Consider the following 15,546-nt stretch of genomic DNA (forward strand, 5'->3'; position numbering starts at 1 on the left):
CCGTACGGGGGAGGGGGCGCCTCAGAAGTGCGTCCGGTGGCAGATGTACGCCAGCGTGCCGAGCAGCAGCCGGGCCTGCGGCGGCGCTCCCGCCGCGTCCAGAGTCGGCGGGCGCAGCCAGCGCACCGGGCCGAGTCCGCCGAGGTCCGAGGGCGGGGCGGTGACATGGGCGCCCGCGCCCAGGCAGTGCAGGTCCAGGCCGGCGTCGTCCCAGCCCATCCGGTAGAGCAGGTGCGGGAGCTCGGCCGCGGCGCCCGGGGCCACGAAGAACTGCGCCCGGCCGGTCGGGGTGACGCTCACCGGGCCCAGGGGCAGCCCCATGCGCTCCAGCCGGACCAGGGCCCTGCGGCCCGCCGCCTCCGCGACCTCGATGACGTCGAAGGCCCGGCCGACCGGCAGCAGCAGGGCCGCCCCCGGGTACTCGGACCAGGCCTTGGTCGCGTCGTCGAGGCCCGCGCCGGCCGGGACGGGCGCGGCGAAGGAGAGCGGATGCGCCCCCGGTGCCGTACAGCCGAGGTCGCCGCAGGAGCAGCGGCCCGCGACCGCCCTCGCCCCCGGGACCACGTCCCAGCCCCACAGTCCGGTGTACTCGGCCACCGCTGTGCACTCCGTGGTGCGCAGGCGGCGGCGTGAGCCGGACCGCATCTCACGAATGCCGCCGATCGTGAAGCCCATGCCCCCTCCAACGGGTCGGACGCGCCGGTGGTTACGGACCGGGGGGCCACCGTCACGCTCCGCCGCCCCGAGGGGCGGGCGGGGACGCGGGGGGTGGTGCGCACCGCTGCGCGCGCCTCCCCGCGCATCGGTTCACGGACCCTGCTCCGTCGCATGTCAAGTGAATCGCGTTCCGTGCAGGGCGAGTTCATTCGAAGGGGTGGCGAATGGTGGCGTTTCTTGAATCGCCATGCCCGAGCGGGTGATCGTAGGATTACCTTCGGTACACGAACCCGGGGCGGATCGCACGCACGGGTATGCCGGAGGCAAGCCGGTTTTCCGTTCGAAGGAGTACAAACACCGGACGGGGACCGTGAAACAGGGCATCCTGGCAGGGGTTCGCAGGACGGCATTCAGGTGGATGGGGGCGTTCCAGTGGGCGGCAACGGCGCAGACGGTTCGACTGCCGGCAAGCGCCCGAACGAACAGCTGAGTTCGTGGTTCGTGCGCAGTGGCTGGTCGAAGGGCGAGCTGGCACGCCAAGTGAACCGCCGGGCCCGCCAGATGGGCGCGCACCACATCTCCACCGACACCTCGCGGGTGCGCCGCTGGCTCGACGGCGAGCAGCCCCGCGAACCCATCCCGCGCATCCTCTCCGAACTGTTCTCCGAGCGCTTCGGCTCCGTCGTCGCCGTCGAGGACCTCGGGCTGCGCACCGCCCACCAGTCGCCGTCCGTCTCCGGCGTCGACCTGCCCTGGGCGGGCCCCCAGACCGTCGCGCTGCTCAGCGAGTTCTCCCGCAGCGACCTGATGCTCGCCCGCCGCGGCTTCCTCGGCTCCTCCCTCTCGCTCGCCGCCGGCCCCACCCTCATCGAACCGATGCAGCGCTGGCTGGTGCCCACCCCGGCCGGCGAGCCCCTGCCCGCACCCGCCCCCGACGAGCGCCGCGCCCACCGGCTCTCCCCGGTCGAGCTCGACCTGTTGGAGTCCACCACCGCGATGTTCCGCCAGTGGGACGCCCAGTGCGGCGGCGGACTGCGCCGCAAGGCGGTCGTCGGACAGCTCCACGAGGTCACCGACCTGCTCCAGGAGCCGCAGCCCGCCGCCACCGCCCAGCGCCTCTTCACCTGCGCGGCCGAACTGGCCGAACTGGCCGGATGGATGAGCTACGACGTGGGCCTTCAGCCCACCGCCCAGAAGTACTTCGTGCTTGCGCTGCACGCGGCGAAGGAAGCCGGCGACAAGCCCCTCGGCTCGTACATCCTCTCCTCCATGAGCCGCCAGATGATCCACCTCGGCCGGCCCGACGACGCCCTCGAACTCATCCACCTCGCCCAGTACGGCAGTCGGGACTGCGCCACCGCGCGCACCCAGGCCATGCTGTATGCGATGGAGGCCCGCGCCTACGCCAACATGGGCCAGCCCTCCAAGTGCAAGCGGGCCGTGCGGATGGCCGAGGACACCTTCTCCGACGTCGGTCTCGACGGCGAGCCCGAGCCCGACTGGATCCGCTTCTTCTCCGAGGCCGAGCTCAACGGCGAGAACTCGCACTCCTACCGCGACCTGGCCTACGTCGCCGGCCGCTCCCCGACCTACGCCTCGCTCGCCGAGCCCGTCATGGAACGCGCCGTCGAACTCTTCGAGAAGGACCCCGAGCACCAGCGCAGCTACGCCCTCAACCTCATCGGCATGGCCACCGTCCACCTCCTCAAGCGGGAGCCCGAGCAGTCGGTCGTCCTCGCCGAGAAGGCCCTCGGCGTCGCCCGCAAGGTCCGCTCCGAGCGGGTGAACACCCGGCTCCGCAAGACCGTCGACACCGCCGCCCGCGACTTCGGCGACGTCGCCGAGGTCGTCCACCTCACCGACCGGCTCACCGCCCTGCTCCCCGAGGCCGCCGAGGCGGTCTGAGCCCGCACCGCAGGACCCCACCGACCCCGGCCGCGCCGGCCGTCCCGTAAAGCCCGACTCGGCTCCCCCGCCGCAAGGACACACGGACGGCCCGGCGCGGCCGGTCCGTGTGCCCGGAGGCCCGGGGCGCCCGGGGCGGTGCTCCGGGGCCCGCGCGGACCCCGGGGCGGCGTTCCGGGGCCCGCGCGGAGCGTACGCCCGTTACATCGCCGTGACCCCCGCGTTCACGGTCGCGTAACACGCCCCGTCCCTTCGTCACTGCGGCGAAACATCGAGCGGCATCGGCGGAAACCGGCCTGCGCGAATCTCTGGCGCATAACCGGCCACCCCTCACGGCCAAGCCGCTCCGGCCCCGCCCCGCACAGGCCGCATTCGACGACGAGGAGACGCCGATGGCATCAGCCATCACGACCCTGGCAGCAGACGCGCCCGCGCTGTCCGCCGCCAACACCGGGTTCATGCTCATCTGCTCCGCCCTGGTCATGCTGATGACCCCGGCTCTCGCCTTCTTCTACGGAGGCATGGTCCGCGTCAAGTCCACCCTCAACATGCTGATGATGAGCTTCATCAGCCTCGGGATCGTCACGATCCTGTGGGTGCTCTACGGCTTCAGCATCGCCTTCGGCACCGACTCCGCCTCGCTCTTCGGCTGGTCCTCCGACTACGTCGGCCTCAGCGGCATCGGCATCACCGAACTGTGGGACGGCTACACCATCCCGGTGTACGTCTTCGCCGTCTTCCAGCTCATGTTCGCGATCATCACCCCGGCCCTCATCAGCGGCGCCCTCGCCGACCGCGTCAAGTTCTCCGCCTGGGCCCTCTTCATCACCCTGTGGGTCACGATCGTCTACTTCCCCGTCGCCCACTGGGTCTGGGGCACCGGCGGCTGGCTCTTCGAGATGGGCGTCATCGACTTCGCCGGCGGCACCGCCGTCCACATCAACGCCGGCGCGGCAGCCCTCGGCGTCATCCTCGTCATCGGCAAGCGGGTCGGCTTCAAGAAGGACCCGATGCGCCCGCACAGCCTCCCGCTGGTCATGCTCGGCGCCGGTCTCCTCTGGTTCGGCTGGTTCGGCTTCAACGCCGGCTCGTGGCTCGGCAACGACGACGGCGTCGGCGCGGTCATGTTCGTCAACACCCAGGTCGCCACCGCCGCCGCCATGCTCGCCTGGCTCCTCTACGAGAAGCTGCGCCACGGCTCCTTCACCACCCTCGGCGCCGCCTCCGGCGCGGTCGCCGGCCTCGTCGCCATCACCCCCTCCGGCGGCTCCTGCTCCCCGCTCGGCGCGATCGCCATCGGCGCCGTCGCCGGTCTGCTCTGCGCCATGGCCGTCGGCCTCAAGTACAAGTTCGGCTACGACGACTCCCTCGACGTCGTCGGCGTCCACCTCGTCGGCGGAGTCGTCGGCTCCCTCCTCGTCGGCTTCTTCGCCACCGGCGGCGTCCAGTCCGACGCCAAGGGCCTCTTCTACGGCGGCGGCCTCGACCAGCTCGGCAAGCAGGCCATCGGCGTCTTCTCCGTCCTCGCCTACTCTCTGATCGCCTCCGCGGTCCTCGCCCTGATCATCGACAAGACGATGGGGATGCGGGTCGCCGAGGACGACGAGATCTCCGGCATCGACCAGGTCGAGCACGCGGAGACCGCGTACGACTTCAGCGGAGCGGGCGGCGGCAGCTCCTCGCGCAGCACCGCCGTGGCCGCCCCCGCCGCGACGGAGAACAAGAAGGTGGACGCATGAAGCTCATCACCGCGGTCGTGAAGCCGCACCGGCTCGACGAGATCAAGGACGCCCTCCAGGCCTTCGGCGTCCACGGCCTCACCGTCACCGAGGCCAGCGGATACGGCCGCCAGCGCGGCCACACCGAGGTCTACCGGGGCGCCGAGTACACCGTCGACCTCGTCCCCAAGATCCGCATCGAGGTCCTGGTGGAGGACGAGGACGCCGAACAGCTCATCGACGTCGTCGTGAAGGCCGCCCGCACCGGCAAGATCGGTGACGGAAAGGTGTGGAGCGTCCCGGTCGAGACCGCCGTACGGGTCCGCACCGGCGAACGCGGTCCGGACGCCCTGTAGGGCCGTACACCAACGCTGACGCTGACAAGGAGCCGCCGGGTGACGAGCCTCGACGCGAACACGGAATCCGACGACACGGGACCCGGCGGCTACGCGGCGGCCCGGCTGCGCCTCCTCACCGAGAAGGCGCGGTCCGGGCCGCCGCGCCGTGCCGGACTCTCCCGTCTCACCGACCGATGGCTGGCGGGCCTCCTCGACGCCGGACTCGCCGCCGCCGGAAGCCCGCCACGCGGGGTGGCGCTCGTCGCCGTCGGCGGCTACGGGCGCGGCGAACTCTCCCCGCGCAGCGACCTCGACCTGCTCCTCCTGCACGACGGCTCCGCCGACCCGGGCACGATCGCCGCCCTCGCCGACCGCCTCTGGTACCCGGTCTGGGACCTCGGCCTCGACCTCGACCACTCCGTCCGCACCCCCGCCGAGGCCCGCAGGACCGCCGCCGAGGACCTCAAGGTCCAGCTCGGCCTCCTGGACGCCCGGCCCGTCGCGGGCGACGCCGGCCTCGTCACCGCCCTGCGCACCACCGTGCTCGCCGACTGGCGCAACCAGGCCACCCGGCGGCTGCCCGAGCTCGACGCCCTGTGCCGGGACCGCGCCGAACGCAGCGGCGAGCTCCAGTACCTCCTCGAACCCGACCTCAAGGAGGCCCGCGGCGGACTGCGCGACGCCCAGGCCCTGCGCGCCGTCGCCGCCTCCTGGCTCGCCGACGCGCCCCGCGAGGGACTCGACGAGGCCCGCCGTCGCCTCCTCGACGCCCGCGACGCCCTCCACCTCGCCACCGGCCGGGCCACCGACCGCCTCGCCCTCCAGGAGCAGGACGCCGTCGCCGCCGAACTCGGCCTCCTCGACGCCGACACCCTGCTGCGCGAGGTGTACGAGGCCGCCCGGACCGTCTCGTACGCCTCCGACGTCACCTGGCGCGAGGTCAACCGGGTCCTCAAGGCCCGCGCCGCGCGGCCCCGGCTGCGCGGCCTCCTCGGCGGCCGGGCGGGCGCCGGACGGGCCGGCGGGGCGAAACCGCCCGCCGAACGCACCCCGCTCGCCGAGGGCGTCGTCGAGATGGACGGCGAGGCCGTCCTCGCCCTCAGCGCCCGCCCCGAACGCGACCCCGTCCTGCCGCTGCGGGCCGCGGCCGCCGCCGCCCAGGCCGGCCTCCCGCTCTCCCCGCACGCCGTACGCCGCCTCGCCGCCTCCGCCAAGGCCCTGCCCACCCCCTGGCCCGCCGAGGCCCGCGAGGAACTCGTCACCCTCCTCGGCGCGGGCGAATCCACCGTCCCCGTCTGGGAGGCCCTGGAGTCCGAAGGCCTGGTCACCCGGCTGCTGCCCGACTGGGAACGCGTCCGCTGCCGCCCCCAGCGCAACCCCGTCCACACCTGGACCGTCGACCGGCACCTCGTCGAGACCGCCGTCCGCGCCGCCTCCCTCACCCGCCGCGTCCACCGGCCCGACCTGCTCCTCGTCGCCGCCCTCCTGCACGACATCGGCAAGGGCTGGCCCGGCGACCACTCCGTCGCCGGCGAGACCATCGCCCGCGACGTCGCCGCCCGGATCGGCTTCGACAGCGTCGACGTCGGCGTCGTCGCCACCGTCGTCCGCCACCACCTGCTCCTCGTCGAGACCGCCACCCGGCGCGACCTCGACGACCCCGCCACCGTCCAGTCCGTCGCCACCGCCGTCGGCACCCTCGGCGCCCTGGAGCTCCTGCACGCCCTCACCGAGGCCGACGCCCTGGCCACCGGGCCCGCCGCCTGGTCCACCTGGCGCGCCTCCCTGGTGGCCGATCTCGTCAAACGCGTCGCCGGGGTGCTCGCGGGGGAGGAGCCGCCCGACCCGGAGGCCGCCGCGCCCAGCGCCGAACAGGAACGGCTCGCCATCGAGGCGCTGCGCACCGGCGAACCCGTCCTCGCCCTGCACACCGAACCCGTCGTCGCCGGATCCGGGGAACCCGAACCGGTCGGCGTCGAGCTCCTCGTCGCCCTGCCCGAGCGGCCCGGCGTGCTGCCCGCCGTCGCCGGAGTCCTCGCCCTGCACCGGCTCACCGTCCGCGCCGCCGAGCTGCGCGCCGTCGCCCTGCCGGCCGAGCTCGGCAAGGGGCCCGTCCTCGTCCTCGACTGGCGGGTCGCCGCCGCCTACGGCTCGCTGCCCGAGGCCCACCGGCTCCGCGCCGACCTCGTCCGCGCCCTGGACGGCTCGCTCGACGTCCCCGCGCGGCTCGCCGAACGCGACGCCGCCTACCCGCGCCGCCGCGGGGTCACCGCACCACCGCCCCGGGTCACCGTGGCCGCCGCCGGCTCCCGGCTCGCCACCGTCCTGGAGGTCCGCGCCCAGGACGCCCCCGGCCTGCTGCACCGCGTCGGCCGCGCCCTGGAGGGGGCCGAGGTCCGGGTCCGCAGCGCCCACGTCTCCACCCTGGGCGCCAACGCGGTCGACACCCTCTACGTGACCAGGCCGGACGGCAGCCTGCTCTCCTCCGAGGAGGCCGCGGGGCTGGCGAAGACGCTGGAGGAGGCGCTGAGCTGAACGGCCCCGGGCGCCCTGACCCGCGTACGGCCCGGGCGCCCGACCCGTACCGGCCAGGGCGCCACTGACGCCCCTGTCCGCGGGCCGGATACCCTTGGGGGACTGCCCGCCCCGACCCGAGGAATCGCGACCACCGTGTTCGATACGCTTTCCGACCGCCTCAGCGCGACTTTCAAGTCCCTCCGGGGTAAAGGCCGCCTCTCCGAGCAGGACATCGACAGTGCGGCCCGGGAAATCCGTATCGCGCTCCTCGAGGCCGATGTCGCGCTGCCCGTCGTCCGCGCGTTCATCAAGAACGTCAAGGAGCGGGCCGCCGGTGCCGAGGTCTCCAAGGCGCTGAACCCCTCGCAGCAGGTCGTCAAGATCGTCAACGAGGAGCTGGTCGGCATCCTCGGTGGCGAGACCCGCCGCCTGCGGTTCGCCAAGACGGCGCCGACCGTGATCATGCTGGCCGGTCTCCAGGGTGCCGGTAAGACCACCCTCGCCGGAAAGCTGGGTCTCTGGCTCAAGGGCCAGGGCCACTCCCCGCTGCTCGTCGCCTGCGACCTCCAGCGCCCCAACGCCGTCACGCAGCTCTCCGTGGTCGCCGACCGCGCCGGCGTGGCCTTCTACGGCCCGCAGCCGGGCAACGGCGTGGGCGACCCGGTCCAGGTCGCCAAGGACTCCGTCGAGTACGCGCGCGGCAAGCAGTACGACATCGTCATCGTCGACACCGCCGGCCGCCTGGGCATCGACCAGGAGCTGATGCAGCAGGCCGCGGACATCCGCGACGCCGTCAGCCCCGACGAGATCCTCTTCGTCGTCGACGCCATGATCGGTCAGGACGCCGTCAACACCGCGGAGGCCTTCCGCGACGGCGTCGGCTTCGACGGCGTGGTCCTCTCCAAGCTGGACGGCGACGCCCGCGGTGGTGCCGCGCTCTCCATCGCGCACGTCACCGGCAAGCAGATCATGTTCGCCTCCAACGGCGAGAAGCTGGACGACTTCGACGCGTTCCACCCGGACCGCATGGCGTCCCGCATCCTCGGGATGGGCGACATCATGTCGCTCATCGAGAAGGCCGAGCAGACCTTCAGCCAGGAAGAGGCCGCCAAGATGGCCTCCAAGCTGGCGTCCAAGAAGGGCCAGGAGTTCACGCTCGACGACTTCATGGCGCAGATGGAGCAGGTCCGGAAGATGGGCTCCATCTCCAAGCTGCTCGGCATGCTCCCCGGCATGGGCCAGATGAAGGAGCAGATCGCCAACATCGACGAGCGCGAGGTCGACCGCGTCGGTGCCATCATCAAGTCGATGACCCCGGCCGAGCGCCAGGACCCGACGATCATCAACGGCTCCCGCCGCGCCCGTATCGCCAAGGGTTCCGGTGTCGAGGTCAGCGCGGTCAAGGGCCTGGTCGAGCGGTTCTTCGAGGCCCGCAAGATGATGTCCCGCATGGCCCAGGGCGGCGGCATGCCGGGCATGCCCGGGATGCCCGGCATGGGCGGCGGCCCCGGCCGGCAGAAGAAGCAGATCAAGCAGGCCAAGGGCAAGCGCAAGAGCGGCAACCCGATGAAGCGGAAGGCCGACGAGCAGGCCGCCGCGGAGCGTCGCGAGCAGGCGCAGGCCGGCGGCGCCTTCGGGCTGCCTGCGGCGGGCGAGGGCCCGGGCGAGTTCGAGCTGCCCGACGAGTTCAAGAAGTTCATGGGCTGACCCGGGGCGGTCCCGGGGCGAAGCCCGACGGAGAGGGGCCCGTGGCGGTGCGAAACCGCCACGGGCCCCTTTTCACTCCCTCGAACCACCCGTAATGCCGGGAATGTCCAGCTCTTCGATACTGGGGCCACCGCCGCCCCGAGGAGAGCCCGTGGCCAACCCCGTACCCCCGCGCGACCGGACCGACCAGCCCTGGCGCTCGGAAGGGGCCCCGCCGCCCCCGCCGCCCAAGCGGAGGATGCCCGGCGGCTGGGGCGGCCTCATCCTCACCGCGCTCGCGGTCTACCTCATCGCCAACCTGGTGCTCGGCTTCTTCAACGAGGGCGACGGGCCGACCATCTCGTACACCGAGTTCAGCAAGCAGGTCGCGGCCGGCAACGTCACCAAGATCTACTCCAAGGGCGACGCCATCCAGGGGCAGCTGAAGGACAAGCAGCCCGTCCCCGACGGCGACGGCGACTACACCAAGTTCCAGACCCAGCGCCCCGCCTTCGCCGACGACGACCTGTGGGCGCAGCTGACCAAGCAGAACGTCACCGTCACCGCCAAGCCGGTCGTCGCGGAGCGCAGTTTCCTCGCCAACCTGCTGATCTCGCTCGCCCCCATGCTGCTGCTCATCGTCCTGTGGGTGTTCATCGCCCGCCGGATGAGCGCCGGCGTGGGCGGCGCCGGCGGCATGCTCGGCCGCAAGGCACCGCCCAAGCCCGTCGAACTGGAGGGCGCCAAGCGCACCACCTTCGCCGACGTCGCCGGCATCGACGAGGTCGAAGGCGAGCTCAACGACGTCGTCGACTTCCTCAAGAACCCCGACGCCTACCGCGCGATGGGCGCCAGGATGCCCCGCGGCGTGCTGCTCGCCGGACCGCCCGGAACCGGCAAGACGCTCCTCGCCCGGGCCGTCGCGGGCGAGGCGGGGGTGCCCTTCTTCTCCGCCTCCGCCTCCGAGTTCATCGAGATGATCGTGGGCGTCGGCGCCTCCCGCGTCCGCGAACTCTTCGCCGAGGCCCGCAAGGTCGCCCCCGCGATCATCTTCATCGACGAGATCGACACCATCGGCCGGGCCCGCGGCGCAGGCGCCGGCATGGGCGGCCACGACGAGCGGGAGCAGACCCTCAACCAGATCCTCACCGAGATGGACGGCTTCACCGGCTCCGAGGGCGTCATCGTGATCGCCGCCACCAACCGGGCCGACGTCCTCGACCCCGCCCTCACCCGCCCCGGCCGCTTCGACCGGATCGTGCACGTCAACCCGCCCGACCGCGGCGGCCGCGAGGCCATCCTCAAGATCCACACCCGGGAGATCCCGCTCGACAGCAACGTCGACCTGGAACACGTCGCCAAGACCACCCCCGGCATGACCGGCGCCGAACTCGCCAACCTCGCCAACGAGGCCGCGCTGCTCGCCGTCAAGCGCCAGCAGAAGGCCGTCACCCGGTCCGACCTCTCCGACGCCCTGGAGAAGGTCCAGCTCGGCGCCGAACGCCCGCTCGTCATGCCCGAGGAGGAGCGCCGCCGCACCGCCTACCACGAGAGCGGCCACGCCCTGCTCGGCATGCTCCAACCCGGCGCCGACCCCGTCCGCAAGATCACCATCGTGCCCCGCGGGCGCGCCCTCGGCGTCACCCTGTCGACACCCGAGTCCGACAAGTACGCCTACACCGAGGAGTACCTGCGCGGCCGGATCATCGGCGCCCTCGGCGGCATGGCGGCCGAGCAGGTCGTCTTCGGCGTCATCACCACCGGCGCCGAGAGCGACCTGGAACAGGTCACCAACATCGCCCGCGGGATGGCCGGCCGCTGGGGCATGAGCGAACGCGTCGGCCGCCTCACCGCCATCCCCGGCGACGCCCAGCAGGCCTACGGACTCTCCGCCGCCCCCGCCACCCTCGACACCGTCGACTCGGAGATGCGCCGCATCGTCGACGAGTGCTACGAGAGCGCCCTGCGCCAGCTCCAGGAACACCGCGACAAGCTGGACGCCCTCGCCGAGGCCCTCCTCGCCAACGAGACCCTGGAGGAGGACGCGGCCTACCGCGCGGCCGGGATCCCGCGCCTGCGGAAGGAGTAGCCGGGCGTTCCTCCCGGCGACGACACCCGCGCGGAAGGGGCCCGCGGGCGCTCACGTACGGGAAGGTCCACGGCACCCCACGCGGCGGCGGCCGGGCGGGCTCCCCGCGGCACCCGCGCGGAGGGCCGCGGCCGGGCTCCCTACGGCACCCGTGCGATCACGTACCGGAAGACGTTCGGCATCCACACCGTGCCGTCCGCGCGGACGTGCGGCTCCAGCGCCTCCAGGAGCTCCTTCTCCACCTGCTGCGGATCCGTCGCCCGCACCGCCGCGTCGAAGTCGCCCGTCGACAGCAGCCCCCGCACCGCGCTGTCCGCGTCCGCGTAGCCGAACGGGCAGGCCACCCGGCCCGAGCCCTCCCAGCGCAGCCCGGCCGCCGCGAGGACCTCCTCCAGGTCGTCGCGCTCCGCCGGCCCCCAGCCGGTCAGCCGCGCCGCGACCCGCAGCACCGAGGCCGTCGCGCAGCGCTCCGGCGGACCCCAGCCCGCCACCACGACCGCCGCGCCCGGCTGGGCCGGGGGAGTGAACCCGCCCGCCCACGCCGTGATCGGACCCGTCCCGTGGAAGGCGGTGACGACGTCGTACGAGGCGCCCTCCGGCGGCCCCGCCGCACTCACCGTCCCCTCCGGCAGCCGCTCCCTCGCCAGCGCCAGGCGCGCGAGGTCCTCGTCCGCGCCGGCCACCCGCGCGCCCCGCGCCGCCGCCATCAGGAGCGCGAGGCCGGAGCCGCAGCCCAGGCCCAGCACCGAGGACCGGGCGCCCACGCCGAGCCGGTCGTACACCGCCTCGTAGAGGGGCACGAGCATCCGTTCCTGGATCTCGGCCCAGTCGCGCGCGGGGTGGTGCGGGACGAGCGTAGGTGTCATGGAAAGCGCCCCAATCGGTGCCTGGACGACAACCCCCCGTAGTCAGGGAACTGCGCATCCCGGCCCGCGTCCAGTGCTCGCGCCGTACGACTTCCGGACAGCGGGAGCGGCGCTTTCCCGACGGGCGGGGGGCGGTGCCCGACTTCGGGCAGGAGCCCGGTACTGTCCCTCCCACCAGCCCCCGGCGCATGTGCCGACACCGCGCGCCGGGGCGTATGCGCCGCTACGCACCGGCTTGACGGGCAACCAGGGCAACTGACGGGTACGTGCAAAATATTTGGGATGCCCCGGAATGGAACCCGGAGGGGATCCGGCTCGTTGTACCCGACGTGAGCACGACACCCCCTGTTCTCGCCGCAGAGCTGGCACAGGCGTGGGCCGACATTCAGCGGTACCACCCCGAGCTGCCCGACCTTGCCGCGCCCGAGTCCCTGATCGGAGAGTCGTCGTCCGCCTGTGGCGCCGAACTCTCCTTCGAGCGACTGCTCCACGAGGCAGTCCACGGCATCGCCGCCGCCCGAGGAGTCCGCGACACCTCCCGGGCCGGCCGCTACCACAACCGCAGATTCCTCGCGATCGCCGAGGAACTGGGCCTGGACCACCCCGAGGAGCCGCACGCCAGCAGCGGCTTCTCGCTGGTCACGCTGAACGCGGAGGCCAGGCGCCGCTACCGGCCCACCATCGAGCGGCTCCAGCGCGCGCTCAAGGCCCACACGGTCGCGACCGCCGCCGACACCAAGCGCTCCTTCCGCGGACCGGCCGCCCGGCACGGTTCCTCGGGCGGCGGCGTGCGGGTCAAGGCCGTCTGCGACTGCGGGCGCAACGTGCGCGTGGTCCCGTCCGTGCTCGCCCAGGCGCCGATCGTCTGCGGCGGCTGCGGCAAGCCCTTCCGCATCCCCGAGACAGTGGGCGCCGCCAGCTGACCTCGGCGGGTGTGGCACAATGGCTAGCTGTACTCGACAGTCGCATAGGACCCCTCTCTCCTCCGGCTGACGCGTCCTTCGGGCCCCTCGGGTTCCGCAACCCCACGTGGCATCCCGTTGGTGCCCAACCACGTCAAGACCAGGAGACACCACTCCAGTGGCAGTCAAGATCAAGCTCAAGCGCCTCGGCAAGATCCGCCAGCCCCACTACCGCATCGTCGTCGCCGACTCCCGCACCCGTCGGGACGGTCGCGCGATCGAGGAGATCGGCCTCTACCACCCGACGTACAACCCGTCGCGTATCGAGGTCGACTCCGAGCGTGCGCAGTACTGGCTGTCCGTCGGCGCCCAGCCGACCGAGCCGGTTCTCGCCATTCTGAAGCTCACCGGCGACTGGCAGAAGCACAAGGGCCTCCCGGCCCCGGAGAAGCCGCTTCTCGCCCCGGCGACCAAGGAAGCCAAGCGCGCCACGTTCGACGAGTTCGCCAAGGCGCTCGAGGGCGGCGACGCCAAGGGTGAGGCCATCACCCCGAAGGCCAAGAAGGCTGACAAGAAGGCGGACGAGGCCGAGGCCGAGTCCACCGAGTCGACCGAGGCCTGAGCATGCTCGAGGAGGCTCTCGAGCACCTCGTGAAGGGCATCGTCGACAACCCCGACGATGTGCAGGTCGCCTCGCGCAACCTGCGTCGCGGCCGTGTGCTCGAGGTTCGGGTCCATCCCGATGACCTCGGCAAGGTGATCGGCCGTAACGGCCGCACCGCACGTGCGCTGCGTACCGTCGTGGGCGCCATCGGCGGCCGTGGCATCCGCGTCGACCTCGTCGACGTGGACCAGGTGCGCTGAAAAAGAACACCGGCACGGGCCGGGGAGGGCCTAGCGCCCACCCCGGCCCGTTGTCGTACCCACGGGAAAGACAGGAGAGAGTGGAGAAGTGCAGCTGGTAGTCGCGCGGATCGGCCGCGCCCACGGCATCAAGGGCGAGGTCACCGTCGAAGTGCGGACCGACGAGCCCGAGCTCAGGCTCGGCCCCGGAGCAGTCCTGCTCACCGACCCGGCCTCCACCGGGCCGCTCACCATCGAGACCGGCCGGGTGCACAGCGGCCGCCTCCTGCTGCGCTTCGAGGGCGTCAAGGACCGCACCGCGGCCGAGGCCCTGCGCAACACGGTCCTCATCGCCGAGATCGACCCCGAGGAACTGCCGGAGGAGGAGGACGAGTACTACGACCACCAGCTCATGGACCTCGACGTGGTCCTCGCCGACGGCACCGAGATCGGCGTCATCTCCGAGATCTCCCACCTGCCGTCCCAGGACCTCTTCATCGTGGAGCGGCCCGACGGCAGCGAGGTGATGATCCCCTTCGTCTCGGAGATCGTCACCGAGATCGACCTGGAGAACCAGCGGGCCGTGATCGTCCCGCCGCCCGGTCTGATCGACGACCGGGCCGAGATCGCCTCCGCCCGCGAGGACGAGTCCGCCGACTCCGCGGAGCCCTCCGAGGGCGACGACTCCGGGGACCGCGCATGAGGCTCGACGTCGTCACGATCTTCCCCGAGTACCTCGAACCGCTGAACGTGTCGCTGGTCGGCAAGGCCCGTGCCCGCGGCCAGCTCGACGTCCACGTCCACCACCTGCGCGACTGGACCTACGACCGGCACAACACCGTCGACGACACCCCGTACGGCGGCGGCCCCGGCATGGTCATGAAGACCGACCCCTGGGGCGACGCGCTCGACCAGACCCTCGCCGACGGGTTCGAGGCCGGCGCCCACGGCCCGGTCCTCGTCGTCCCCACCCCCAGCGGCCGGCCCTTCACCCAGGAGCTCGCCGTCGAGCTCTCCGAGCGGCCCTGGCTGATCTTCACGCCCGCCCGCTACGAGGGCATCGACCGCAGGGTCATCGACGAGTACGCCACCCGGATGCCGGTCTACGAGGTGTCCATCGGCGACTACGTGCTGGCCGGCGGCGAGGCCGCCGTCCTGGTCGTCACCGAGGCCGTCGCCCGGCTGCTGCCCGGCGTCCTCGGCAACGCCGAGTCGCACCGGGACGACTCCTTCGCCCCCGGCGCCATGGCCAACCTCCTGGAAGGGCCCGTCTACACCAAGCCCCCCGAGTGGCGCGGCCGCGGCATCCCGGACGTCCTGCTCAGCGGGCACCACGGGAAGATCGCGCGCTGGCGGCGCGACGAGGCCTTCCGGCGCACCGCGGCCAACCGGCCGGACCTGATCGAGCGCTGCGACCCCGCCGCCTTCGACAAGAAGGACCGGGAGATCCTCTCCATGATGGGCTGGGCCCCCGAGCCCGGCGGCCGATTTTGGCGCAGGCCCGACGACGTGGAAGAATAGGCCGCTGTCGTACGTCCGGCGCGCGCCCCTGCCACAGGGGGACGACGCCCGCCAGAGACGCACGGCGATCACCGACCATTCGTACGTACCGCTGATGACCTGTGGCATCAGCGAGGAAAGAGACCTCCATGGCCTCCCTGCTCGACCAGGTCAACGCCGGTTCGCTCCGCGCCGACGTCCCGGCCTTCCGCCCCGGCGACACCGTGAACGTCCACGTTCGCGTCATCGAGGGCAACCGCTCCCGTATCCAGCAGTTCAAGGGCGTCGTCATCCGCCGCCAGGGCTCCGGCGTCTCCGAGACCTTCACCGTCCGCAAGGTCTCCTTCTCCGTCGGCGTCGAGCGCACCTTCCCGGTGAACTCCCCGATCTTCGAGAAGATCGAGGTCGTGACCCGCGGTGACGTCCGTCGCGCCAAGCTCTACTACCTCCGTGAGCTGCGCGGCAAGGCCGCGAAGATCAAGGAGAAGCGCGACCGCTAAGCCTCGGTCCACAGGGTGGCGGGAT

Annotated in this window: 14 protein-coding genes; 12 read left to right on the forward strand and 2 right to left on the reverse strand. The window is 72.4% G+C overall.

What is annotated here, in order from left to right:
* Positions 1-21: 21 nt before the first annotated feature.
* Complete coding sequence (locus OG309_RS27140; RefSeq protein ID WP_329424602.1) at positions 22-675, reverse strand: bifunctional DNA primase/polymerase; 654 nt, start codon at positions 673-675, stop codon at positions 22-24.
* Positions 676-1,089: 414 nt separating this feature from the next.
* On the opposite strand from OG309_RS27140, the gene nsdA reads away from it, so the two are divergent.
* The 6 genes from nsdA to ftsH all read left to right on the forward strand — a co-directional run bounded on the left by nsdA (position 1,090) and on the right by ftsH (position 10,910).
* On the forward strand, positions 1,090-2,562 hold the full coding sequence (nsdA, locus tag OG309_RS27145; protein WP_329424604.1) for a transcriptional repressor NsdA: 1,473 nt from the start codon (positions 1,090-1,092) through the stop codon (positions 2,560-2,562).
* Between the two features lie 392 nt (positions 2,563-2,954).
* A complete protein-coding gene (locus tag OG309_RS27150; RefSeq protein ID WP_329424606.1) occupies positions 2,955-4,301 on the forward strand; it encodes an ammonium transporter in 1,347 nt (448 codons plus the stop codon).
* A complete protein-coding gene (locus tag OG309_RS27155; protein ID WP_329424608.1) occupies positions 4,298-4,636 on the forward strand; it encodes a P-II family nitrogen regulator in 339 nt (112 codons plus the stop codon). Before OG309_RS27150 ends, OG309_RS27155 begins: the two co-directional genes overlap by 4 nt.
* A 39-nt stretch (positions 4,637-4,675) precedes the next feature.
* Positions 4,676-7,153 (forward strand): [protein-PII] uridylyltransferase, encoded by a 2,478-nt coding sequence (locus OG309_RS27160; RefSeq protein WP_329424611.1) that lies wholly within the window; start codon positions 4,676-4,678, stop codon positions 7,151-7,153.
* A gap of 135 nt (positions 7,154-7,288) precedes the next feature.
* Positions 7,289-8,842: a signal recognition particle protein gene (ffh, locus tag OG309_RS27165; protein ID WP_329424612.1), complete on the forward strand. Its 1,554-nt coding sequence runs from the start codon at positions 7,289-7,291 to the stop codon at positions 8,840-8,842.
* Between the two features lie 151 nt (positions 8,843-8,993).
* Positions 8,994-10,910, forward strand: a complete 1,917-nt coding sequence (gene ftsH / locus OG309_RS27170; RefSeq protein WP_329424614.1) for an ATP-dependent zinc metalloprotease FtsH — start codon at positions 8,994-8,996, stop codon at positions 10,908-10,910.
* A gap of 140 nt (positions 10,911-11,050) precedes the next feature.
* On the opposite strand, the gene OG309_RS27175 is transcribed toward ftsH, so the two are convergent.
* On the reverse strand, positions 11,051-11,776 hold the full coding sequence (locus OG309_RS27175) for a methyltransferase type 11 (protein ID WP_329424616.1): 726 nt from the start codon (positions 11,774-11,776) through the stop codon (positions 11,051-11,053).
* A gap of 329 nt (positions 11,777-12,105) precedes the next feature.
* Between OG309_RS27175 and OG309_RS27180 the strand changes: the two genes are divergently transcribed.
* From OG309_RS27180 to rplS, 6 genes are all read left to right on the forward strand, one after another.
* Positions 12,106-12,699 carry a hypothetical protein gene (locus OG309_RS27180; RefSeq protein ID WP_329424618.1) on the forward strand — a complete coding sequence of 198 codons (594 nt, stop codon included), beginning with the start codon at positions 12,106-12,108 and terminating at the stop codon, positions 12,697-12,699.
* A 157-nt stretch (positions 12,700-12,856) separates the two neighbouring features.
* Positions 12,857-13,300 carry a 30S ribosomal protein S16 gene (rpsP, locus tag OG309_RS27185; protein ID WP_329424620.1) on the forward strand — a complete coding sequence of 148 codons (444 nt, stop codon included), beginning with the start codon at positions 12,857-12,859 and terminating at the stop codon, positions 13,298-13,300.
* Between the two features lie 2 nt (positions 13,301-13,302).
* The gene (locus OG309_RS27190; protein WP_005311361.1) at positions 13,303-13,542 is read left to right on the forward strand and encodes an RNA-binding protein; all 240 of its coding nucleotides are present in this window, start codon (positions 13,303-13,305) and stop codon (positions 13,540-13,542) included.
* 88 nt (positions 13,543-13,630) lie between these two features.
* Positions 13,631-14,224, forward strand: coding sequence for a ribosome maturation factor RimM (gene rimM, locus OG309_RS27195; protein ID WP_329424622.1), 594 nt, complete (start codon positions 13,631-13,633; stop codon positions 14,222-14,224).
* On the forward strand, positions 14,221-15,042 hold the full coding sequence (gene trmD / locus OG309_RS27200) for a tRNA (guanosine(37)-N1)-methyltransferase TrmD (RefSeq protein WP_329424624.1): 822 nt from the start codon (positions 14,221-14,223) through the stop codon (positions 15,040-15,042). Before rimM ends, trmD begins: the two co-directional genes overlap by 4 nt.
* Positions 15,043-15,170: 128 nt before the next feature.
* Positions 15,171-15,521, forward strand: a complete 351-nt coding sequence (gene rplS / locus OG309_RS27205) for a 50S ribosomal protein L19 (RefSeq protein WP_329424626.1) — start codon at positions 15,171-15,173, stop codon at positions 15,519-15,521.
* Positions 15,522-15,546 lie beyond the last annotated feature (25 nt).

It is taken from the genome of Streptomyces sp. NBC_01268 (assembly GCF_036240795.1).
GTDB lineage: Bacteria > Actinomycetota > Actinomycetes > Streptomycetales > Streptomycetaceae > Streptomyces.

What these genes read in the sequence shown, in the direction of transcription:
- OG309_RS27140 (WP_329424602.1), bottom strand. Translation starts at nt 675, where the DNA reads ATGGGCTTCACGATCGGCGGCATTCGTGAGATGCGGTCCGGCTCACGC.
- OG309_RS27150 (WP_329424606.1), top strand. Translation starts at nt 2,955, where the DNA reads ATGGCATCAGCCATCACGACCCTGGCAGCAGACGCGCCCGCGCTGTCC.
- OG309_RS27155 (WP_329424608.1), top strand. Translation starts at nt 4,298, where the DNA reads ATGAAGCTCATCACCGCGGTCGTGAAGCCGCACCGGCTCGACGAGATC.
- OG309_RS27175 (WP_329424616.1), bottom strand. Translation starts at nt 11,776, where the DNA reads ATGACACCTACGCTCGTCCCGCACCACCCCGCGCGCGACTGGGCCGAG.
- OG309_RS27190 (WP_005311361.1), top strand. Translation starts at nt 13,303, where the DNA reads ATGCTCGAGGAGGCTCTCGAGCACCTCGTGAAGGGCATCGTCGACAAC.
- trmD (WP_329424624.1), top strand. Translation starts at nt 14,221, where the DNA reads ATGAGGCTCGACGTCGTCACGATCTTCCCCGAGTACCTCGAACCGCTG.
- rplS (WP_329424626.1), top strand. Translation starts at nt 15,171, where the DNA reads ATGGCCTCCCTGCTCGACCAGGTCAACGCCGGTTCGCTCCGCGCCGAC.